Annotated in this window: 21 protein-coding genes and 1 pseudogene; 11 read left to right on the top strand and 11 right to left on the bottom strand. The window is 64.7% G+C overall.

The genetic code is table 11. The features are described from left to right. Positions 1-10: 10 nt before the first annotated feature. Positions 11-970, bottom strand: a complete 960-nt coding sequence (locus tag JOD97_RS07935) for a transporter (RefSeq protein WP_209714976.1) — start codon at positions 968-970, stop codon at positions 11-13. Between the two features lie 14 nt (positions 971-984). Next, positions 985-2,724 (bottom strand): amidohydrolase, encoded by a 1,740-nt coding sequence (locus tag JOD97_RS07930; RefSeq protein WP_209714973.1) that lies wholly within the window; start codon positions 2,722-2,724, stop codon positions 985-987. A gap of 173 nt (positions 2,725-2,897) precedes the next feature. On the opposite strand from JOD97_RS07930, the gene JOD97_RS07925 reads away from it, so the two are divergent. From JOD97_RS07925 to JOD97_RS07895, 7 genes are all read left to right on the top strand, one after another. Continuing rightward, complete coding sequence (locus tag JOD97_RS07925; protein ID WP_209714969.1) at positions 2,898-5,828, top strand: diguanylate cyclase; 2,931 nt, start codon at positions 2,898-2,900, stop codon at positions 5,826-5,828. Between the two features lie 101 nt (positions 5,829-5,929). Further along, positions 5,930-6,190 carry a plasmid stabilization protein gene (locus JOD97_RS07920; RefSeq protein ID WP_209714965.1) on the top strand — a complete coding sequence of 87 codons (261 nt, stop codon included), beginning with the start codon at positions 5,930-5,932 and terminating at the stop codon, positions 6,188-6,190. Between the two features lie 222 nt (positions 6,191-6,412). Beyond that, positions 6,413-6,739 (top strand): NIPSNAP family protein, encoded by a 327-nt coding sequence (locus JOD97_RS07915; protein WP_209714960.1) that lies wholly within the window; start codon positions 6,413-6,415, stop codon positions 6,737-6,739. A gap of 138 nt (positions 6,740-6,877) precedes the next feature. Beyond that, positions 6,878-7,477 carry a PEP-CTERM sorting domain-containing protein gene (locus JOD97_RS32600; protein ID WP_229264225.1) on the top strand — a complete coding sequence of 200 codons (600 nt, stop codon included), beginning with the start codon at positions 6,878-6,880 and terminating at the stop codon, positions 7,475-7,477. 16 nt (positions 7,478-7,493) lie between these two features. Continuing rightward, positions 7,494-8,111, top strand: a complete 618-nt coding sequence (locus JOD97_RS07905) for a YdeI family protein (protein WP_209714957.1) — start codon at positions 7,494-7,496, stop codon at positions 8,109-8,111. A gap of 101 nt (positions 8,112-8,212) precedes the next feature. After that, complete coding sequence (locus JOD97_RS07900; protein ID WP_209714954.1) at positions 8,213-8,482, top strand: hypothetical protein; 270 nt, start codon at positions 8,213-8,215, stop codon at positions 8,480-8,482. 130 nt (positions 8,483-8,612) lie between these two features. Beyond that, the gene (locus tag JOD97_RS07895; protein WP_209714951.1) at positions 8,613-8,969 is read left to right on the top strand and encodes a hypothetical protein; all 357 of its coding nucleotides are present in this window, start codon (positions 8,613-8,615) and stop codon (positions 8,967-8,969) included. A gap of 37 nt (positions 8,970-9,006) precedes the next feature. Here JOD97_RS07895 and JOD97_RS07890 read toward each other — a convergent pair. Further along, positions 9,007-9,637, bottom strand: a pseudogene (locus tag JOD97_RS07890) (tyrosine-type recombinase/integrase). 503 nt (positions 9,638-10,140) lie between these two features. Here JOD97_RS07890 and JOD97_RS07885 point away from each other — a divergent pair. Beyond that, positions 10,141-10,653: a hypothetical protein gene (locus JOD97_RS07885; RefSeq protein ID WP_209714948.1), complete on the top strand. Its 513-nt coding sequence runs from the start codon at positions 10,141-10,143 to the stop codon at positions 10,651-10,653. Positions 10,654-10,725: 72 nt separating this feature from the next. Here the strand turns inward: JOD97_RS07885 and JOD97_RS07880 are convergent, their stop codons facing one another. Together JOD97_RS07880 and JOD97_RS07875 are read right to left on the bottom strand one after the other, a co-directional pair. Next, positions 10,726-11,358 carry a hypothetical protein gene (locus JOD97_RS07880; RefSeq protein ID WP_209714946.1) on the bottom strand — a complete coding sequence of 211 codons (633 nt, stop codon included), beginning with the start codon at positions 11,356-11,358 and terminating at the stop codon, positions 10,726-10,728. 599 nt (positions 11,359-11,957) lie between these two features. Next, positions 11,958-14,189: an NADP-dependent isocitrate dehydrogenase gene (locus JOD97_RS07875; protein ID WP_209714943.1), complete on the bottom strand. Its 2,232-nt coding sequence runs from the start codon at positions 14,187-14,189 to the stop codon at positions 11,958-11,960. Between the two features lie 310 nt (positions 14,190-14,499). Here JOD97_RS07875 and JOD97_RS07870 point away from each other — a divergent pair, with 310 nt between their 5' ends. From JOD97_RS07870 to JOD97_RS07860, 3 genes are read left to right on the top strand one after another with little or no spacing between them, the layout of a single operon-like run. Continuing rightward, positions 14,500-15,228: a Crp/Fnr family transcriptional regulator gene (locus JOD97_RS07870; protein WP_209714940.1), complete on the top strand. Its 729-nt coding sequence runs from the start codon at positions 14,500-14,502 to the stop codon at positions 15,226-15,228. Next, positions 15,225-16,925, top strand: a complete 1,701-nt coding sequence (locus JOD97_RS07865) for a hybrid sensor histidine kinase/response regulator (RefSeq protein ID WP_209714937.1) — start codon at positions 15,225-15,227, stop codon at positions 16,923-16,925. Before JOD97_RS07870 ends, JOD97_RS07865 begins: the two co-directional genes overlap by 4 nt. Beyond that, the gene (locus tag JOD97_RS07860) at positions 16,918-17,736 is read left to right on the top strand and encodes a response regulator (RefSeq protein ID WP_209714935.1); all 819 of its coding nucleotides are present in this window, start codon (positions 16,918-16,920) and stop codon (positions 17,734-17,736) included. The genes JOD97_RS07865 and JOD97_RS07860 overlap by 8 nt, the downstream gene beginning before the upstream one ends. A gap of 175 nt (positions 17,737-17,911) precedes the next feature. Here JOD97_RS07860 and JOD97_RS07855 read toward each other — a convergent pair whose 3' ends face one another. The 6 genes from JOD97_RS07855 to JOD97_RS07830 are packed head-to-tail and all read right to left on the bottom strand — an operon-like array spanning position 17,912 to position 21,812. Further along, positions 17,912-18,877 carry a hypothetical protein gene (locus JOD97_RS07855; RefSeq protein WP_209714933.1) on the bottom strand — a complete coding sequence of 322 codons (966 nt, stop codon included), beginning with the start codon at positions 18,875-18,877 and terminating at the stop codon, positions 17,912-17,914. Positions 18,878-18,912: 35 nt separating this feature from the next. Then, positions 18,913-19,656: a hypothetical protein gene (locus JOD97_RS07850; protein WP_209714930.1), complete on the bottom strand. Its 744-nt coding sequence runs from the start codon at positions 19,654-19,656 to the stop codon at positions 18,913-18,915. A 19-nt stretch (positions 19,657-19,675) separates the two neighbouring features. Further along, complete coding sequence (locus tag JOD97_RS07845; RefSeq protein ID WP_209714927.1) at positions 19,676-20,092, bottom strand: hypothetical protein; 417 nt, start codon at positions 20,090-20,092, stop codon at positions 19,676-19,678. After that, positions 20,089-20,961: a CsgG/HfaB family protein gene (locus JOD97_RS07840; protein ID WP_209714925.1), complete on the bottom strand. Its 873-nt coding sequence runs from the start codon at positions 20,959-20,961 to the stop codon at positions 20,089-20,091. Before JOD97_RS07840 ends, JOD97_RS07845 begins: the two co-directional genes overlap by 4 nt. After that, positions 20,958-21,383 carry a curli assembly protein CsgF gene (locus JOD97_RS07835; protein WP_209714922.1) on the bottom strand — a complete coding sequence of 142 codons (426 nt, stop codon included), beginning with the start codon at positions 21,381-21,383 and terminating at the stop codon, positions 20,958-20,960. Before JOD97_RS07835 ends, JOD97_RS07840 begins: the two co-directional genes overlap by 4 nt. A gap of 24 nt (positions 21,384-21,407) precedes the next feature. Then, the gene (locus JOD97_RS07830; protein WP_209714919.1) at positions 21,408-21,812 is read right to left on the bottom strand and encodes a CsgE family curli-type amyloid fiber assembly protein; all 405 of its coding nucleotides are present in this window, start codon (positions 21,810-21,812) and stop codon (positions 21,408-21,410) included. Positions 21,813-22,030: the final 218 nt, after the last annotated feature.

Here is a 22,030-nt window from a genome sequence, read left to right as displayed (position 1 = left end):
CCGCCGCCCGTCAGAGCACGAAGGCGGCGCGCACGGCGATCTGCGTGCCCTGCGAACGGTTGCTGGCGTTGAACTCCTTGTAGGCGTGCAGCCAGATGTTGGGCAGGCCCGAGCCGGGGCGGAAGAAGCTCAGGCTGGGGCCGAGCGCGCTGACGCCGGCGCGGTTGCCGATGCCGCTGCCGTGCAGGCGGTCGTCGCCGACCTGGCGGTAGAAGTAGCCGCCCAGTCCCACCGTGTAGTCGCCCACATGCCGGCCGACGGCGAACTCCTGCTGCCACTCGGCGCCGGAGCGGTAGCCGTTGTCGCGGTTGCGGCTGTTGATGTTGAGCTGCATGCTCGACGACACCTCGAAGCCGCCGGCGCCGATGTGCGTGAACGCGTAGCCCGGCACGATGCTCCAGTGGTTGGTGCCCGGGTTCACCAGCCGCGCCGGATCGTAGGCGCCGGTGGGCGCCTGCACCAGCAGCGCCGCGTACTGGAACAGCCCCGGCGCGGTCCATTGCAGCGCCACCGGTATCAGCTGCAGATCGCCCTGCGCGCGCCGCTCGCCCGCTTGCCGCAGCGGGCCGGCCGGGGTGGGAATGGTCAGCGCCAGTTTCATGTCCAGCACCGGCAGCACGGCGCCATAACCGTAGTTGGCGCCCCACAGCGTGGTGCGGGTCATTTTAATCAGCGCCACGCCGACGCTGTTGACGGTGAGGTCGGCGCCGACCGGCGAGCGCCGCCCCTGGTCGTCGCGCAACTGGTTGGCGTGGTAGCTGGTGGCGCGCAGGCCAATGGCCGGCAGGTCCGACGGCGGCGGCAGGATGCCGGCGCCGAAGTCGTTGACGCCGAACGGCGTGATCGGGGCGCCGCCTTCGACGGCGCGGGCGGCGCCGGCCGGCAGCAGCGCCAGGGCGGCGGCCAGCCAGAGGGAGAAGGCAGGGGCGTGACGGAACGGCGCCGGCTGGCGCGCAACGGGTAAGCGCATGATGAGTCCTTCAATTAGTTGTTGGGGCGCGTGTAGACCGGACGGCCTTCGAAATAGGTGTGCTGCACTTTGGTGTCGTGGATGCGCTCGGGCGGGACGGCGAACAGGTCCTGGTTCAGCACGATGAAGTCGGCCGACTTGCCGGGGACGATGGAGCCGGTGGTGGCGCCCAGTCCCATCGCGGTGGCGCTGTTGATGGTGTAGATGCGCAGCGCCGTGTCGAGGTCGACCGCCTGTTCCGGCCACAGCGCGCCGGGCACCGCGCCCAGCGGGTCGCGGCGCGTGACCAGCCCCTCGATGCCGCGCCATGGATCGGGCGTGGCCTGGCCGGCCGGCCAGTCGGAGCCGCCGGCCACCAGCGCGCCGGCCTTGATCAGGTCGCGCACCGGGAACATGTGGTTGGCCCGCTCGGGGCCGATGGCGGCGGCGGTGGCGGCGCCCAGGCCGGTGGGATACCACAGCATCGGCGAGATGTCGGCCGTCACGTTCAGGCGCTTGAAGCGGCCGATGTCGCTGGCGGCGATGAAGGAGGCGTGGGCGATCTGGTGGCGCTGGCCCGGCATGCCGTTGCGCTTGCGCACGTCCTCGATGGCGTCGAGCGCCAGCCGCAGCGAGGCGTCGCCGGTGGCGTGCAGCTTGACGGCGACGCCGCGCCGGTCCAGCGCCGCCAACTGGTCGGCCAGCTGCGCACGGGTGAAATTGCTCTTGCCGTGGAAGTGGGCGCCGTGTTCCTGGTCGGGCAGGTAGGGATCGAGGAAGGCGGCGGTGCGCGCCGGCGGCACGCCGTCGAGGAACAGCTTGGCAAAGGTCGGGTGCAGGTGGGCGCCGGCGTAGCGCCGGCGGTGGTCGACCAGCGCCAGCGTGGCGGCGTCGCCGGCGCTGGCGGTGGGCATCGCCGCCAGCGAGCTGACCATGTGTAGCGGCAGCTTGCCGTCGCGGTCGGTTTGGCGCCAGACGCGCAGCATGGCCTCGTTGCTGAAGGCGTCCTGGACGGCGGTGATGCCGTAGCCGCCCAGCGTCGCGCCGGCCGCCTCGGCCGCCTGCGCCAGGCGCGCGTCGGTGCGCGGCGGGATCGCCTGCTCGAGCGTGGCGAAGGCGGCGAATTCCTTGAGCAACCCGGTCGGCGCGCCGCTGGCCGGGTCCTTGTCGATCACGCCGTTGCCCGGCGCGGTGCTGGCGGCCGTGATGCCGGCCAGGCGCAGCGCGGCGCTGTTGGCCCAGCGGTTGTGGAAGGAGTCGTCGCGCAACACCACCGGATGGCCGGCGCCGGCGCGGTCCAGCGCCGCCAGCGCGGCCGGCGTGGCCAGCTGCGCCAGCAGGGCGCCGCTCCAGGCGCCGCCGACCACCCAGTCGTCCGGCCCGGCGCGGCCGGCGCAGTCGGCCACGCGCGCCAAGATGCCTGGCAGATCGCCGCCGGGCCCGATGTCGCACGCGAACAGGGCCTCGTAGGCGCCGTCGAGCGGATGCATGTGGACGTCGGCGATGCCCGGCATGGCCATCGCGCCGGCCAGGTCGATGACGCGGGTGGCGGGGCCGACCAGCCGGTCGATGGCGGCGTTGTCGCCGACGGCCACATAGCGGCCGTCGCGCACGGCGAAGGCCTGGACCTGTTCGGCCGGGCGCCGCATCGTGTGGATCTGGCCGTTGCGCACGACCAGGTCGGCCGGTGGCGGCGGCGCGGCGCCGGCCGCCAGCGCGATGGCGCCGCACAGCCCGGCCGTCCAGTGGCGGAGCGAGGTTTTTTTCAGTTGCATGGTGTCTCCCGTTATCGGTTTTTTATGTACTGCCGGGCCAGTGTAGGGAGCGCGCCGGCGCGGCGTCATGTACCAATTGGGAGGTCGGCGTGGAAAAAACCCGTCACGGGCGACAGTCGGCGGGTTTTTGATTGCTACAATGCAAGTTCATCATTTAATGCCGGGTCCGCTACATGTTGTCATTCCTGTCACCCGTCGTGCTCGCCCTGGCGGTGTTGCTGGCGAGCGCATGGTCCGGGGCCGCTCGCGCCCAGCAATTACCGCTGCGCTATCTGACCCAGCAGGATGGTTTGGGCAACCTGGCGATCAACGCGTTGGCGCAGGACCAGACCGGTTACCTGTGGGTCGGCACGGACAATGGCCTGTTCCGTTACAACGGCGCCGAATTCCGCCGCTTCGGCCAGGCCGAGGGCATGACCGGCACCCAGGTCACCGGCGTGCTCAGCGACCGCCGCCAGCGCCTGTGGGTGGCCACGAGCGATGGCGTGTACCTGCGCAAGGGCGAGCGCCTGGTGCCGGTCACCAAGGAGGGCGAGACTTTCTTCACCATTCCCGGCCAACCGCTGGCGGACGGCCCGGACGACAGCGTGCTGGTGGTCAGTACCAACCAATTGCTGCGGCTGTCCGAAGCCGGCGGCAAGGTTGACGCGCGGCTGTTTTTTTCGCGCGAGGAACGCCAGCGCCGGCCGGCGCTGGACCAGCTGCTCGGCGTCATGGTGGACCGCGACGGCCGCCTGTGGATGGGCTGCGACAAGTCGCTGTGTGTGGCCGGCGCCGGCGGGGTGGGCGTGCGTGGCGCCGCCGACGGCGTGCCGGACGACGACTGGCTCAACCTGCTGCGGGCGGCCGACGGCACCTTGTGGGCGCGCGGCGCGCACCATGTGATCGCGCTGGAACCGGGCGCCGAGCGCTTCATCGACCGCACCCCGCCCGGCGACGTCATGCGCAAGGCCACCATGGCCACGGCGCTGGTGGAGGATGCCGACGGCCGCGTGCTGATCAATGTCGACCACGGGCTGGCGCGCTGGGCGACTGGGCGCTGGCAATTTTTAGGCGCGGCCAACGGCTTGAAGATGGGCGGCGGGGTGCCGGCCATGCTGGTCGACCGCGATCAGGGCTTGTGGCTGGGCACGGGCGGCCACGGCCTGGTGCGCTGGATGGGTTACGACAACTGGGAAAACTGGGGCGGCGCGCAGGGCCTGCCCGACGACATGGTGTTCGCCTTCCTGCGCGACGGCGAGGGCCGCATGCGCATCGGCACGCGTTCCGGCCTGGCGATGCTGGCCGGGCCGAACGCCACGCGGGCGCTGCCGGTGCCCGGTTATCCTGCGGAGCAATGGAACAGCATGGCGCTGGACCACCAGGGCAATCTGTGGACCTCCAGCTACGTCGGCTCGCTGATGCGCGAGGATGCCCACAGCGGCGCCGTGACCCAGGTCGCGACCATGCCGATGATCTTCAAGCTGCTGGTCGACCGCCGCGGGCGCCTGTGGATCAGCACCGGCGAAGGCCTGTATGTGATCGAGCGGCCCGAATCGGGCGCCACGCCGTCGCTGCCGGCCGGGTTGCCCGTCGGCAGCGGCCTGTTGACCGCGCAGACGCGCCGCAGTTGCGAGGGCGCCGACGGCACGTTGTGGTTCATGACCGCCGACACGCTGTGGCGCCTGCGCGAGGGCCGCTGGGACAGCTACGCGCTGGCCGCCGCCGGGGCGCCCGAGTTCGACTCGATGGCGTGCGCGGCCGACGGCGCGCTGTGGCTGGGGCAGGTCACGGGCGTGCTGTGGCGCGCCGAGGTGGGCGAGCGCGGCCTGGTCAAGCGCGCGCAATCGGTGCCGCTGCTGCGCGACAAGAACCTGACCGGCATCCACGAGGACGGCGACGGCTGGCTGTGGCTGACGACCGATGCCGGCCTGCTGGTGTGGAACCGGCACGAATGGCGCCAGTTCGACAGCAGCGACGGCCTGGTGTGGAACGGGCTCAATGCGCGGCCGGTCTACGAGGAGGTCGACGGCACGCTGTGGCTGGCCAGCGCCAACGGCGCCTCGCAGGTCAAGCGGCCCGGGCGGCTGTTCGCGCCGTATGCGATGTCGGCCATCGTCGAGGCGGCCGAGCGCGACGGCCGGGCGCTGACGTTGCGCGACGGCGACGCGCTGCCGTGGTCGGCCGGCTCGCTCAATTTCACCATGGCCAGCCTCAGTTATCAGCACCGTGAGGCGTTGCGCTTCCGCTACCGGCTGGCCGGCCTGGAGACGGAGTGGACCACCACCGCCGTGCCGCGCCTGCGCTACGCGGCGCTGCCGCCGGGACAATACCGGCTGCAGTACGCGGTGGAGAATGTCGATAGCCAGAGCAAGTCCGAGGTGCGCGAGCTGCGCTTCACCATCCTGCCGCCATGGTGGCTGAGCAACGGGTTCTTCCTGCTGTGCGCGCTCGTCGCCATGTTCGCGCTGTGGCAGTTGTACCGCTACCGGGTGCGCGGCCTGCGCCGCCACAACGCCGAGATGGAAAGCCTGGTGCGCGCCCGCACCAGCGAGCTGGAGGCGCGCACGCGCGAGCTCGAGCTGTCGCAGGAGGCGTTGCGCGAGCGCGCGCTGCGCGACGGCCTGACCAAGGCGTGGAACCGGGTGGCGATGCTGGAGATGATGGACCAGGCGATCCTGAAGGGGCAGCGGCACGGCAGCACCTTCCTGTTGTGTCTGCTGGACCTGGACCACTTCAAGCGCATCAACGACACCCACGGCCATCTGGCCGGCGACGCCGTGCTGCGCGAGCTGGTGCCGCGCCTGGGCGAGGGCCTGCGCGCCTACGACCTGGTGGGGCGTTACGGCGGCGAGGAATTCCTGGTGCTGCTGACGGACCTGAGCCAGGCCACCGGCGCCGGCCGGGTCGAGGCGATGCGCGCGGCGGTGGCGGCGACGCCGTTCGACATCGGCGAGGGGCGCACGTTGGCGGTGACGGCCAGTTTCGGCGTGGCCGAGTTCGATCCGGCGCACCCGGCCGCCGGGCTGGAGCTGGTGCGGCGCGCCGACCTGGCGCTGTACCGCGCCAAGCAGCGGGGCCGCAACCGGGTCGAGTTCGCCGGGCCGGGTGACTACGAGGCTTGAGTTTCTTGGGCGATTCGTACGCGGGGCAGGCGGATTACGCGCTGCCGCTGCATTCAATACGATAAAATGCAGGCACCGAACGCGTTTGATGAGGTGATGGTATGGCGATGTTAACTGTGCGGAATCTCCCTGACGACGTCCACCGCGCGCTGCGGGCGCGGGCCGCCGAGCATGGCCGCAGCACCGAGGCCGAAGTGCGCGAGATCCTCGCCGCAGCGGTAACGCCGCAGACGCGTGTCCGGCTTGGCGACGCGATCGCGGCGCTGGCACAAACCGCCGGGCTGACCGGCGAGGATGTCGAGGCCTTGGAGCGGACGAAAGGCAAAACACCTGCCGAGCCGTTGAAATATCCTTTGAATTGATCGTAAGATTTCACCCGGCGGATCACGCTCGTCTGTGCTTCCGTATAAACTCTTGCGCGGTGCTAAATTTAGCGTTGATCGGAATCACGTAGGGCGGATTAGCGCAGCGTAATCCGCCAAGCGCCGTCGGCGGCTCATGGCGGATTACGGCGTCTCGCCTAATCCGCCCTACGAAAGCCGGTGACATGCATGCCGTCCCCCAATTTTTCCAAGGAGAGTTGAATGATTTATGAATTGCGCGTCTACCATTGCGCTCCCGGCCGCCTGCCGGCGCTGCACCAGCGCTTCACGCGGGTGACCTTGGCGCTGTTTCAAAAGCATGGCATCGAGCAGGCCGGCTTTTTCACCACCGTGGTCGGCGCCAGCAACCAGACGCTGACCTATCTGCTGAAGTGGGAAAGCCTGGCCCAGCGTGAGGCCAAGTGGACCGCTTTCGCCACCGATCCGGAATGGGTGGCCGCGCGCGCGGCGTCGGAGGCCGACGGCATCATCGTCGAGCGCATCGAGAATTCGTTCCTGGAGCCGACCCCGTATTCGTCGGTGCGCTGAGCGCCTGCCTTGCTTGCCGTGATGCCAGTGGCGGCGTGAAATATTTGTATAAAATTCATAAGGTGTCTTTGTGCTACAATCGAGTTGTCGAATAGACAATTTAGATTGCCAACCAGCTCAAATGGGGCCTTAAAACTTATGAATTTTTTCAAACTTCTGCGTGTGTCTCTTTGCTCTGTTGCCTTTACTGTGCTCAGTGCAGGCCCTGCATTTGCAGGCATGAGCGGAGATCTCGTATCAGCGTTCCATTTGTTTCCTGACATGTCGACCGTCGCCAATAACGGCGGGTTTTTTGGCCATGGTCAGGTCACCGATGATGGCGTAACTTTCACTCGCCCTTACTTTTTCTCGGTACACATCAATGACACGCAAATCGTCATCGATGGTTTCGCTGGACAGTTTGATCACCAACGGTTCAGCGAAGTGCCGTTCAATGGTATTAATTTGTCGTTTGACACTGAGCGGCGTATACCCAATTTCATGATCAATGCGGCCACCAATTGGGATGAATTCACCGCAGACCGTATCTACGTCGCGTCGAATCAGTTGTTCTTGAATTTCGAAAATCTTGATGTAACGACATCGACGAGGCTTGTCCTCGACCTGACCGATACTTATCCCGCTCCCGGCTTCCCTGGCCAGGACGTCTCCCCGGTCCCGGAGCCTGGCAACTATGCAATGCTTCTGGCTGGCTTGGCGTTGATGGGGGTCGAAGCTCGGCGTCGCAAGCGTTCCTGAGCGTCGGAGTAACTCGATGGCAGCGGATATTGAAGCGATGCTGTTCCCATCCCAGGGAGCGTTTGCGCAGTGGCTGGCGGCCCACCACGATGGCTCTGACGGGGTGTGGCTGCGGCACGCGAAGAAAGGGGCTCCGGTCCCTAGCGTAAGCTATCAAGAGGCGTTGGAAGTTGCGCTGTGCTTCGGCTGGATCGATGGCCAGAAGCGTTCGCTCGACCAGCATCACTATTTGCAGCGCTGGACACCGCGTCGTCCTCGCAGCCTATGGTCCAAGGTCAATCGCGAGAAGGTGCTGAGGTATATCGAGGAGGGGAAGATGCAACCGAGCGGCCTGGCTGAAATCGAGGGAGCGAAACAAGATGGTCGATGGGATGCCGCATACGATTCGGCTAGCATGGCGAGCGTGCCGCCCGAACTTGATGCCGCTTTCGCCGACCACCCCGGGGCCGCCGAATTTTTCGCCACGCTCAATTCGCAAAGTCGTTATGCGGTGCTGTTCCGGGTGCAGACAGCAAAAATGCCAGAGACCAAGGTACGCAAGTCACAGGAGTATGCAGCCATGCTGGCTCGGCACGAGACGCCTCATCCGGTCATGGCGAAGAAGCGCAGTAAGGCGGCCGAGGACGCGACGTAGTGAATGCGGGCGCCTTATCGCGGTGACGACCGCAACCGGCCATTAGCGGCCTCTGGCGAACAGATCCGACTGGAATTTAATCGAGGAAGTGCAGGGGAAACATGCGCGTATGGCAGGTGTCGGCAGTAGGCTGGGGCTTCATGAAAATTGGTAAAAGACAAGACTGCGAAATCGCGGGGTTCGTTCGTGCCGATGATCCCGACGACGCCTTCTCAAGAGCCTGCGCGATAGCGAGGGTGCTTGCTCCAGAGCTTTTACAGGCAGTTGGACCTTTCCCGCGTCCGGTAATCAACGTTGAAGAGATTCAAGAAGTACCTGAAACAGAAGGTCTGGATATAGATAAGGTCGAGGTGTATTGGACCGAAAATTGAACAGACGGCCTCCCAGCCGGCAACCGGCAAGGAGCCGACGTACAATCAACCGCGATCAGGCAGAGCTCCCAGTTAGTCGCCCATGCCTTTCCGCTTCTAGAAAACAAACTCAAGCCCACGCTCATTCTGAATGAACCCTATACGATGGTTGCTTAAAGTCAGTGCAGATGCGGCGAAGCGGCGCGCCGGAGAAAGTGCGCCTGGAACGTATGGTTTCGATGCGAAAGTCGATTCGCGCGATTACGAAATGTGGACCGAAATCGACGGCAGCGCGCTTTTCATCAGCAACCGGCAAGAGCCTGAGCGGTGGTCGCAACTGTCACCTGATGGGCTGCGCTTTGCGAGGGCCACTCAAGCACGTGACGGTTCACATCGGCTCACCGTTTATGAGCGCACTGCTGCGGGCTGGCGCGAATGGGAGGGACCGTCTGTGCTTGAGACGTTGGACGATGCGGTAGCGCTGGGCCAGCAGTTGCTTTGCCGTTAGTCGCAATCGATTGAGTCGATGCTCGGTTTAGTTGATTTCAGTTCGCCGGTAACCACACTGGCGTTCGATGCAACCAGGGCATAGCGCCTAAATGTGACGGAAATAAATGTCCGTAATGGCCCAGCAACAGCTGCACCGCACGCAAATTTTTTGTGCGTCGGTAGATGAGTGTGGGCTTTGTCCGGCGCATCGTGTGCGTGCTGTATGCCGTCGGGTCCAAGCCTATTTCGTCGAACCATTGGTGAACAATACGCGCATACTGCCTAGTCGAAATATGCGGCGATTCCGTGATTCGACTGGGAAAAAGAAAATCGGCATGGTGCAGGGACGCTGCTGCTATCCAGTCCCCCAAGCTTTTCCTCGTTCCTGCGGTGAGTTCGAACTGGACGGGTTGTTTGGTCTTCTGCTGCATCACGCTGGCCCGCGCTGCCACATGGCCTCCATGGCAGACATCGTTGACGCGCAGCTGGACTAAGTCGCAACCACGCAATTTGCTGTCGATGGCCAAGTTGAAGAGTGCCAAGTCACGCACCCTACCGAAGATTTCCACGCGAACTCGAATTGCCCATATTTCGCTTACGCGCAGCGGTGCTTTTTTTTTGCCCCACCAACTTGCCCTTGTTCCAAGGCGTACACGGGCTTGGAGAACCTGTCACTAGATTGTTCATGATTGACCTCCTGATTGAAGCGCTACTATGCGCTCGTCGGGCGACAGCCGTATCCGAAGGTGAGTGGTAATTGATGAGCTTTTTCTCTGGGGAAGATGCTATCCTTGCTCATGGTCGAATGCGGCCAGAAGGTGCTATTCGAAAATAAGGTGCAGAATTGATAGTTCGGCTCGATTGTTCTGGCGTCACCTTCGGCTCTCAGCTTGATGAGCGGCATTTGTTCGAGTGGGCCATGCAAATTCCAGGCGTCATGCGGTGGGAGCACGATACACTCGTGGTGAAATCACTGAGGCTGAGTCAAGCATCCTAAGAGACTTGCTGGCGCTATTTTTTCGTTACCAGATGCCCATGAAGCAGCTTGCCCAGTTCAAAAACGCCAAGAACGAAATGTGGTTTGCATCTCCGCAGATGTATTGGCACACTAGGGTTTTCGGATAGGCTGTAACCGGCCAGAAGCGGCCGTTTTAATCCGTCCCATAGTCCCATACTCAGAAACCATTTGAATGCCCCTCAGCATGTTTTTTTTCCGTAAATTCGCCGTCGGCCTGCTCGCCATTTTGATCCATCCAATGAATGTCTTGGCGAGCGAAGAAAGCTATCGCATCCAAACTCAGTTGGGCGCTATCGAGGGTTGGCGCGTGGCTCCCGAAGCCATTCTGCGTTACTGTAACCGCATAGATCCGGATAGCGAAGGCACACGGCGTTCCCGATACGACGCTTGGCTAAACGAAAACCACGAGCTGATCGCTGGAATTGATCGTCGGTTTGCTGAACTCGTTCCGCTGTTTCCGTTGCCACACTCTGGTGCCGATCCTGTCGCTTTTGTAAAGGCGCGGGTGATTATGGATATCCTGCGGTCGACGTTTCTAGGGAAAACTCCGGATGAGCAGTCTGTCTATTGTCATAGTTACTCGGAGCCCAATTTTTCCTGGTTTAAAAGTAGTAAATTAGAACAAGTCCATGCGGCGATCACAATCTTAGACGAATGGAGCAAAGAACACGGCCGAGCGCCCTGAGCTACAATTCATCTTGCCTGAATTCGGCCAAGAGGCGACGTTCCTCGATCATTGCATTCGGATTTTGCTGAATTAATAGGCGACGTCTTCCAGCCGATAGCGGAATTTTCTGCGCTCCGGCAAGTCCCATCCGGGCTCGCGGTCGGTGTTGCGCGGTGGCTGGCCAACCGGGGACGGGGCCTGCGGCGCGGGCAAGGTTGCCGTCGATCCAACCGCCAGCGGCGGCACTGCGGTGGAGCCAGTCGGGATCGTAGCGGTTGGCATGGCGGCGTCCGGCTTCGCCGCAGCGATCAGTTCATCGCGCAGTCGACATGCTAGTTTGAAGGTCTTGTCGCCCGGACGGCGGATGAATAAGTCCTGCCACGCATTGCGCGTCGAGCGCGCGAACGATTGCGCGAACTGGTTGGGCGACACCGCGCGGCCATTGTGGATGATCTGATCGCCTTCAACGCGCGCGTAGTTGTTTTCGCCGTAGCTCCACGATTTCAACACGGTGCCTGCGGGAAGAAACAGTGATTTCCATTGATAGCCGTGCATGTCCTCAGGGTCCGCGCCGGGCGCGAATCTGGCCGGGTCTTCCAGCCAGCATTCGACGGCCTTCGTCATGGCTTCCGAAATGTCCTGCGAACCGCCACGGCGGCGCAGCTTTTCTATGAGGCGGAGCAGGGTATCGGTAGGCACCTGCACGGTCACTGTGGTATTCATCCGGTTTTCTCCCCTATTTTGTTCTGCTTTGTCATATTTGGACCGGGAAGCGCGGCGATAGTTCAATCGCGGGGAAAATAGGGAAAAACAGGGCGGAAAATCGGGCTTTTGCTACAAGGAGCTGCGCGGCCCACCCCTGTGCATACTCCTAGAGGGAGCGCGATGGGTGGCCGCTCTGGCGGGAGCAGCGAGGGGCCGCTTTGGGGCGCAAGCAGACGTTGCAATCGATAATATTGTCGAAACTTTCCTAGAGTCTGGAAAACGCCGCCTGGTGACACCACTGGCCAATATCTTGGCGACGCCATCGCCGCGTTAGGGCGGGGATAGGCCTGACGAACAAGGAGGTCGAGCCCATGCAACGTACGAGAGATACGAACCGGTTCCAGTCGCCGGCGTTGAATGATTCTTCTCGCTACCAACCTCGTTTTCGAAATGATGAGGCGCATAGGCTTAATGGACTGACCGGATTGTTAAGGATCGGACCCGTCCGTTCGATATCGAGGCCGTGCCGACGCCGACATAAAAAAGGGAAGCCCGCAGGCTTCCCTTTTTGCTATGCTGGCGCGGCGCCAGGCGCCGCGCCGTTGTCCAGCTTATCGTCAGATGCTGTCGAGCGCCGCGTTGAAGCTGGCGCTAGGACGCATGATCGCTTCGGTCTTGGCCGGGTCCGGATAGTAGTAGCCGCCGATGTCGCTCGGCTTGCCCTGCACATCCTTCAACTCGCCGACGATCTTGCCTTCGTTGTCGGCCAGCGCCTTGGCCAGCGGCGCGAAGTGCGCTTGCAGCTCGGCGTCGTCGGTCTGGGCGGCCAGCGCCTGGGCCCAGTACAGCGCCAGGTAGAAGTGGCTGCCACGGTTGTCCAGCTCGCCGGTGCGCGACGATGGCGATTTGCTGTTGTCGAGCAGCTTGCCGGTGGCCACGTCCAAGGTCTGCGCCAGGATCTTGGCCTTGGCGTTGCCTTCCTTGATGCCCAGCTCTTCCAGCGAGACGGCCAGCGCCAGGAACTCGCCCAGCGAATCCCAGCGCAGGTGGTTTTCCTCCACCAGCTGCTTGACGTGCTTCGGTGCCGAACCGCCGGCGCCGGTTTCGTACATGCCGCCACCGGCCATCAGCGGCACGATCGACAGCATCTTGGCGCTGGTGCCCAGTTCCAGGATCGGGAACAGGTCGGTCAGGTAGTCGCGCAGGATGTTGCCGGTCACCGAGATGGTGTCCAGGCCGCGCGAGACGCGCTCCAAGGTGTAGCGCATGGCGCGGGTCTGCGACATGATGTGGATTTCCAGGCCGCTGGTGTCGTGGTCCTTGAGGTACAGCTGCACCTTCTTGATCACTTCGGCTTCGTGCGGACGGTAGGTGTCGAGCCAGAACACGGCCGGCATGCCGGACTGGCGCGCGCGGGTGACGGCCAGCTTGACCCAGTCGCGGATCGGCGCGTCCTTGACCTGGCACATGCGCCAGATGTCGCCCGCTTCCACGGTCTGGGTCAGCAGCACTTCGCCCGTGTCGAGGTCGGTGATGTTGGCGATGCCGCCTTCGGCCACTTCAAACGTCTTGTCGTGCGAGCCGTATTCCTCGGCTTGCTGGGCCATCAGGCCGACGTTGGGCACGGTGCCCATGGTGGTCGGGTCGAAGTTGCCATGCCATTTGCAGAAGTTGATCATCTCCTGGTAGATGCGGGCGAAGGTCGATTCCGGCATGACCGCCTTGACGTCGGCGGTGCGGCCGTCGGCGCCCCACATCTTGCCGCCGATGCGGATCATGGCCGGCATCGAGGCGTCGACGATGACGTCGTTGGGCGAGTGGAAGTTGGTGATGCCCTTGGCCGAGTCGACCATGGCCAGCTTGGGACGGTGCTCCAGGCAGGCGTGCAGGTCCTTCATGATCTCTTCTTTCTGCGACGACGGCAGCTTGTCGATCTTGTCGTACAGGTTGACCATGCCGTTGTTGACGTTCACGCCCAGTTCCTCGAACAGCTTGGCGTGCTTCTCGAACGCGTCCTTGTAGAAGATGCGCACGCAGTGGCCGAACACGATCGGGTGCGACACCTTCATCATCGTCGCCTTGACGTGCAGCGAGAACATCACGCCGGTCTTGTAGGCGTCGTCGATTTCCTTCTCGTAGAACTCGAGCAGGGCTTTCTTGCTCATGAACATGGAGTCGATGATCTCGCCGGCTTGCAGCGCGACCTTCGGTTTGAGCACGATGGCCTTGCCCGAGGTGGTGATCAGTTCCATCTTGACGTTGCGCGCCTTGTCCAGGGTCATCGACTTTTCACCGTGGTAGAAGTCGCCGCCGTGCATGTGCGACACGTGGGTGCGCGAAGCCTGGCTCCATTCGCCCATCGAGTGCGGGTGCTTGCGGGCGTATTCCTTGACGGCCTTCGGCGCGCGGCGGTCGGAGTTGCCTTCGCGCAGGACCGGGTTCACGGCCGAGCCGGTGCACTTGCTGTAGCGCGCCTTGAGGGCTTTTTCCTCGTCGGTCTTCGGGTCTTCCGGGAAGTCGGGCAGGGCGTAGCCCTTTTCCTGCAGTTCGCGGATGGCGGCCTGCAGCTGGGCCACCGAGGCCGAGATGTTGGGCAGCTTGATGATGTTGGCTTCTGGCTTGAGGGTCAGCGCGCCCAGTTCGGCCAGGTTGTTCGGCACTTTTTGCGCGTCGGTGAGGAATTCCGGGAACTCGGCCAGCACGCGGGCGGCGACGGAAATATCTTTGGCGACAACGTCGACGCCGGCCGGCGCGGTGAACTTTTTGATAATGGGTAGCAGGGAATACGTCGCCAGCAACGGCGCCTCGTCAGTCAGTGTGTAGATGATTTTTGACTTTTGTGTTGACATTGTCATTCCCTTGTAAACGGTAGTGGGTAGTGTAAGTAATGTTCCCGTTCCGGGGCGCAGGATAGTCTGCGGAAACCCGGGGCGGATGGTGCGCTGGCGCGGTCGCCATGTTCACTCAAGTGCTTATTTTAGGACAATACTGGCGGACTGGGGCGGAAACCCCTGCGTTGGGCGGGGTCGCGCGGGCATTTTTTGCCGTTTCCCGGGCTGGCGGCGGGGCCGGCGCCCCGGATGTGTTATTGTGCGGCACGGTCCTCGTTCCCCGTCCCCGAAGCCCGCCTAGTTGACGACTGGAAAAAAAAGTTTCTCCATGCGTCTTAACGATCCCAACCAAAACCACCTGCTCGCCGCCTTGCTGGAGTCCGATTTCGCGCGCCTGTCGCCGCACCTCGAACCGATCATGATGCGGCTGGGCGACGTGCTGTACGAGTCCGGCGGGCAGCTGCAACATGTCTATTTCCCAACATCGGCGATTGTTTCCCTGCACTATGTGCTGGAGAACGGCGGCTCGTCCGAGATCGCCGGCGTCGGCAACGAGGGCATCCTCGGCATTTCCTTGTTTATGGGCGGAAATACAACGCCGAGCCGCGCCGTGGTGCAGACGGCCGGCCACGGCTACCGCCTGAAGTCGCACATCCTCATGGACGAGTTCAACCGCGCCGGCCCCGTCATGCGGCTGCTGCTGCGCTACACGCAGGCGCTGCTGACGCAGATGTCGCAGACGGCCGTCTGCAACCGCCATCACACGGTCGAGCAGCAATTGTGCCGCTGGCTGCTGCTCACGCTCGACCGCCTGCCCGGCAACGAGCTGACGATGACGCAGGAATTGATCGCCAACATGCTCGGCGTGCGGCGCGAAGGCGTCACCGTGGCCGCCGGCAAGTTGCAGGAAAACGGCTACATCAGCTACCGCCGCGGCCACATCACCGTGCTCGACCGGGTCGGCCTGGAGGCCGAGGTGTGCGAATGCTACGACGTCGTCAAAAAAGAATTCGCGCGGCTGATGTCAGACGTGCGGCAACGCCAAGGATCGCAATGAGCCCCCACCAGACCGTCGACGCGCCGCTGCTCAAGGCCGACGCCTTGCAGCAGGCGATTTTTAAGAGCGCCAATTTTTCCTGCATCGCCACCGACGCCCAGGGCGTGATCCAGCTGTTCAACGTCGGCGCCGAGCGCATGCACGGCTACAGCGCGGCCGAGGTGGTCAATCTGATCACTCCGGCCGGCATTTCCGACGCCCAGGAGATCATCGAGCGGGCCGAGGCGCTGAGCCTGGAGCTGGGCACGCCGATCCGCCCCGGCTTCGAGGCGCTGGCGTTCAAGGCGTCGCGCGGCATCGAAGACACATACGAGCTGACCTATGTGCGCAAGGACGGCAGCCGCTTCCCGGCGATCGTGTCGGTGAGCCCTTTGCGCGACGGCGACGACAAGATCATCGGCTACCTGCTGATCGGCACCGACAACACGGCCCGCAAGCAGGTCGAGGACGCGCAGGCCGTGCTCGACGCCCGGCTGCGCGAGCAGCAACTGGCGCTGCAGGAGACCAATATCGAACTGGAGGCCGCGCGCGCGGCGGCCGACAAGGCCAACCGCGCCAAGTCGGAGTTCCTGTCGAGCATGAGCCACGAGCTGCGCACGCCGCTCAACGCCGTGCTCGGCTTCGCGCAACTGCTGGCGTCGGACAAGCCGCCGCCGACGCCGTCGCAGCTGCGCTCGATCGACCAGATCCTCAAGGGCGGCTGGTATCTGCTGCAACTGATTAACGAAATCCTCGACCTGGCGATGATCGAATCGGGCAAGGTGACGATGTCGCAGGAATCGATGGGCCTGTCCGACGTGCTCAAGGATTGCCAGGCGATGGTCGGGCCGCAGGCGCAAAAGCGCGGCATCCAGCTGCGCTTCAGCAAGATGGAGCGGCCGTTCTTCGTCCACGCCGACCGCACCCGCGTCAAGCAGGTGATGATCAACCTGCTGTCGAACGCCATCAAGTACAACCGCGCCGGCGGCAGCGTGACGGTGACCTGCGGCGAAGGCAGCGAGGGCATGGTGCGGGTCGGCGTGACCGACACCGGCGCCGGCCTGAGCGACGAACAAATGGCGCACCTGTTCGAACCGTTCAACCGCCTCGGCCAGGAGGAGGGCGGCGAGGAGGGCACCGGCATCGGCCTGGTGGTCACCAAGCAGCTGGTTGAGTTGATGCACGGCGCCATCGGCGTCGACAGCGAGCTCGGCGTCGGCACCACGTTCTGGGTCGAGCTGGCCGCCAGCGCCGAGCCGGTGCTCGAGCTGGCCGCGTTCGACACCAGCACCTACAGCGACGCCCACGTCGACGCCGCGCCGCGCACCTTGCTGTACGTGGAGGACAACCCGGCCAACCTGAACCTGGTCGAACAGCTGATCACGCGCCGGCCCGACCTCAAGCTGCTGACCGCGGTCGACGGGTACGCCGGCATCCAGCTGGCGCGCACCTACCAGCCGGACGTGATCCTGATGGACATCAACCTGCCCGGCGTGAGCGGCTTCGGCTGCCTCAAGATCCTGCAGGAGGACGCCACCACCGCGCACATCCCGGTGATGGCGCTGTCGGCCAACGCCATGCCGCGCGACATAGAAAAAGGCGTGGAGGCCGGTTTCTTCCGCTATCTGACCAAACCCATCAACGTGGCCCAGTTCATGGACGCCTTGGACCTGGCGCTGGCCTTCGCCGCCGCCCATAAGGAAGTACGCCATGATTGACGCCACCCAGTTATTAAACGCCAACATCCTGATCGTCGACGACCAGCAGGCCAACGTCATGCTGCTCGAGCAAATGCTGGGCAACGCCGGCTACACGCAGGTCACCAGCACGACGGACCCGTTCGCCGTGAGCGGGCTGCACCTGGCCAACCACTACGACCTGATCCTGCTGGACCTGCAAATGCCGGGCATGGACGGCTTCGAGGTGCTCGAGGCGCTCAAGGTCATCGAGCCGGACGGCTATGTGCCGGTGCTGGTGGTGACGGCGCAGCCGGGCCACAAGCTGCGCGCGTTGCAGGCCGGCGCCAAGGACTTCGTCGCCAAGCCGTTCGAGCTGGTCGAGGTCGAGACGCGCATCCACAACATGCTCGAGGTGCGCCTGTTGCACCGGCAACTGAACCGCTACAACCAGCAGCTGGAACACCAGGTGATGCAACGCACGGCCGAGTTACGCGCCAGCGAGGCGCGTTTCCAGCGCTACGCCGAGCTGTCGAGCGACTGGTACTGGGAGCAGGATGCCGACGGCAAGCTGACCCATTGGTCGGGGCCGGTGATGGACATGGTCGGCATCGGCGCCGGCGGTGGCGGCGGCTGGGACGTGGCCGAGCGCGCGACGCTGGAGGCCAACATCGCCGAGCGCAAGCCGTTCCTCGATTTCGTCTACCGGCGCACGGCCGCCAACGGCAAGGTGCAGCACTTGCAGGTCAGCGGCGAGCCGATGTTCGACGACGCCAGCCGCTTCGTCGGCTACCGCGGCGTGGGGCGCGACGTCACGGCGATGGCGGCGATGTTCGCGACGGCCCGGCCATGACGTACTACGGAAACACGTAGGGCGGATTAGCGCAGCGTAATCCGCCAATGCATGCGTTTCGACGGCGCACGTATTGGCGGATTACGGCGTTCCGCCTCTCAAGGCCTACCGGCAGGTAGGCCTTGCCATCGATGCGCCCTACGCGTCAACATCGCCAACCTCCTGGCGTCAGCGCTCAATGCTGGTAGATGCCCGCGCTGTTGCCGCTGCCCGTTTGCATGATGCTGGCGGCAAAGCCGTCGCCCACTTGCGTGATCCAGGCGATGTTAGGCGCGTTCGACAGCGGCCCCGTCTGCGTCACCGACGCCGCGTTGAGGCTGCCGAGCTGGCTGATCGCCGCCGTGTTCGAGCCGGCGGTCTGGTCGATGGTGGCCGTGTTGGCGGTCCCCGTTTGCGTCGTCAGCGCGCCGCCGCCGCCAACGATGTTGGTGACCGCCAGGTTGCCGGCGCCGCTCTGCAGGATCTCGGCCTCGGTCGCAAAGCCGGTCGACGTCAAGCTGCCGCGCGCCTCGTTGTCCGTACCCGTCTGGCTGATGGCGATGCCTGAATAGAAGGCGTCGTCGTACGTGACGGTGGCGCGGTTGCCGATGCCGTCCTGACGGATCGGCAGTCCGGCATACCCGGAGCGGCTGCGGCGGACAGTGATGACATTGTCCGATCCATACTGTTGCGGACGGAAGCTGAGCGCGCCGACGTCGTTGGCGCGGTCCTCGATCACGTTGCGCTCGCCATGCTGCTCGACCCGGATGGTCGACTCGTACGCGCCGTTCTGCAGCAGCGTGGCGCGGTTGCCGGTGCCGGACTGGTTGACGTAGGCGAAGCCGAAAAATCCGCCCTCGTCGTGCCGCAGCGTCAGTTGGTTGGCGTCGCCTTGCTGGCTGACGGCGACGATCATGCCGGGCGTGTTGTGCTGCAGGATGCCGCCGCTGCGGCTGGCCGGATCGCCCACCATATTGTAATTGCCGGTCTGAACGATGGAGACGGTGGCGTCCTCGCCGGCCTGGTTCTGCTCGACGTAGGCCTGGTTGCCGGTGCCGTTTTGCGTAACGGTGGCGCTGGGCGCGGTTTGCGCGAACGCGCCGGAGGCGCTGGAAATGGCCAGCATCAGGCCGAGGGCGACGGGGTGGACGGGGTATTTCATGATGACTCCTTGCGATGGTCAAAACGTGGAGGGACTCAGTGCTGATAGATGGTGGCGTCGTTGCCGGAGCCCGTCTGCGTGATGCTGGCGGTGAAGCCATCGCCGACCTGCGTGATGCGGGCGGTGCTGACTTCGGCGTTGACCTGGCTGACGGTGGCATTGTTGCCGATGCCTGCCTGGCTGATCTCGACGAAGGCAAAGGTGGTCTGATCCTGCGTGGACAAGGCCCGGTTGCCGATGCCGTCCTGTGAAACACGGGGGCCGCCGAAGGCCGAGCCGCCGCGGTTGAGCCGGAGGGCGTTGTCGCTGCCGCTTTGGCTGGCCTGGAAACCGAAGGCCAGCGATTCGGCGCCGTCGGACTCGACCACGTTGCCGGCGCCGCTTTGGTCGATCCGCACGACCGACTCGTAGACGTCGTTCTGCCGCACGGCGGCGACGTTGCCGTTGCCGTTCTGGTTGATGAAGACCAGGTCGAAGTCGCCGAGGATTTGCGAGAACGCGGCCTGGTTGTTATCCCCTTGCTGCACAACATTGATGTTCATGCGGTTGGTGTCGCGTTGCAGGATGCCGCCGGTCCGGGCGCCCGGATCGCCGACGCGGTTGTTGTTGCCGGTCTGCGCGACGGCGACGCTGGACTCGCTGCTGACGTTTTGCTGCTCGACATAGGACTGGTTGTCGACACCGTTGTGCGTGATCGTGGCGGTGGTCTGGAATTGCGCCGACGCGCCGCCGGCGGAGAGCAGCAAGCCGGCGGCGACACAGGATATTGCGTAGTTCATGGGAACTCCTCGGTGGTGGTTAGTGCTGGATCACAATGGCGCGCTTGCCGTTGCCGGTCTGGGTCACGCGCGCGCCGGCATCGTGGCCGTACTGTTCGACACGCGCGCTGTTGAAGCTGCCTTGCTGGTCGATGGCGGCGCTGTTGCCGGCGCCCGCCTGGATGACGGTGGCGTCGTTGTCGTTGCCGTTTTGCCGCAGCTCGACCGTGTTGGACGATCCCTGCTGCGTCACCGACGCCTGGTTGTGCCGGCCGCGCTGCGACGCTGCCAGCTGCAGTTCGCGCCCGCTCTGGCCGGCCGTCACCGTGTTGGCGTCGCCGCGCTGGACGACGGCGGCCGCCAAGCCGCCGGTCGTGAACTCCGGCCCGGCCAGGTCGCCGGCCATCGCCAGCGGCGCCGAGAGCAGGGCGGCGAGCGCCGCCAGCCGCGCGTTCATGGCGTGCCTCCGGCGGCGCGGTACGCGGTGTCGCGATCGGTGGCGTAGCGCTGCACCACGGGATCGGACCAGCGCGCCGGGTCTTGCAGCGCCCAGTTGCCGTCGCGCACACCCTGCACGATCAGATGGGCCACGCCGGCCTCGATCGCCTCGTTCACGCACAGCTGGGTCGGTTCGTTGCGCGTCATGCCGCCCTCCAGCTCCAGCAAGTCCTTGACGTTGACGAACTTGAACACGCTCGGGTGCACTTCGTACGCATACACGGTCTTGGTGGTCGACACGCTCTGCAGGATCTGGCCGCCCCGGATGTCGATGGTGCGCAGGCTGACGGTGACCTGGTCGACCCGGTACTGGGTGCTGACGCCGATGCCGAGAAAGCGGGCGCCGGCGCCGCCGGTGCGCACATTGCTTTCGAAGGCGGTGATGCCGCCCTCGATCAGCACCGACGCCGCCAGCAGCGGTGGAATCTGCACCGCCGGCGTGCCGGCCGGCTGCGGCATTTCCAGCGCGCGCACGATCTTGCGCTCGGTGAGCAGGTTCTGCAGGTTCTCGCGCTCGACCGGGATGAACCAGCCCGATTCCTGGAGCGCCTTGATCAGCATCGACGAGGCCCCTTGCGTGACGGCGGTGGAGAACGAGCTGTCCGGCGCCGGCTTGTATTGGCCGGTCTGGTCGCGGATGCCGTACACGGCCACCGCCACCTTGCCCCTGGGCGGCGGCAGCTTGCGCAGGTCGCTGGTCGCGGCGGTCATCGGCGTCAAGCGGGCGTCCTCGCGCGCGGCCGACGGCGGATGGGTGAGGGCGCAGCCGGACGACAGCAGCGCGGCCGTGGCGGCCAGCAGCGCGGCGCGTTTGATCGCCGGCATCATTGCGCCACCTCGAAGGTGGTGGCGGCGCCGGTGGCCTTGTCGGTGGTGGTGATGCGCAACATGCCGCCGCCCAGATCGGTCACGCTGATGGTGAAGTTTTCGGTGGAGAAGGTGCCGGGCACCAGCTTGCCGTCGCTGCCGGTCAGCTTGGAGGTGGCGGCGGCGGCCAGTTGGCTCAGCACGGTGCGCTCGAGGGTCTGGTTGAACTGGGCCAGCGGCGACTGGTCCAGCAGCGAGCGGCCCAGGCCGTCCTTGCCGGCGTGGTTGTTGGTGGCGGTCGCCGTCGCCAGCAGGTGCTGGCCGTTGGCCGGATAGCCGCCGAACGCCGGGTTGACCGGCTGGTAGACGATGTCGGTCGCGCCGGCGCCGCCGGCGATTGCCAGGACGATCAGGGCAAGTTGTGGCGGACGGAAGACGGGCATGGCGGACTCCTCGGTGTGGCGGTGTCAGAATTCGTCGGGGGCCAGGTCGGCGTCGCGGATCAGCTTGCGTTCGGCGTCGGTTTGCAGCACCGTTTGCCAGACCGTCTCGGCGGCGTTCTCGCTCAGCGAGCGGATGGCCGCGCGGGCCGGCGGCAGCCGGGTCTGGAACACGCGGCGCTGGGCGAAGCCGATCCACACCTCGCTGCCCAGGCGCGCCGACGGGCGCTCGTTGATCGACAGCGTGTAGTGTTCGCTGCCTTCCTTGTCGCGCCAGGCGGCCAGAAAGTATTGGGAGAAATCGTGGCCGGCGATCGTCACCGTCTGGACGGTCACCACGCCGGTCGCCGGTTCCGGTTCGGCGGCGCTCGCGGCCGATGCGAAGCCGAGCCAAAAGACGGTCGCTGCGGTGACGATGTGACCAGTGGACATATGAACTCGCGGGGAAGGGGCGTCTACGGCTGACGTCGGGAGTTCAGTATAGGAGTCGGATTCGCGCGCAAATTTGACGGCGGTCATGCGGACTCATGGTAGGTGTCAAGCGTGCAGGAAGTGATTTGTGCGTGGGGAAATTGATTGATTTTGGATAGCGCTCGCCACGGGATTCGTGCATGCGTCTCCGGCGGCTCACCGATGGCGGATTACGGCGT

It is taken from the genome of Duganella sp. 1411, assembly GCF_017833525.1.
GTDB lineage: Bacteria > Pseudomonadota > Gammaproteobacteria > Burkholderiales > Burkholderiaceae_D > Rugamonas.
Note: the sequence above shows the minus strand (reverse complement) of the source record. Positions and strands in the feature narration are given on the sequence as shown.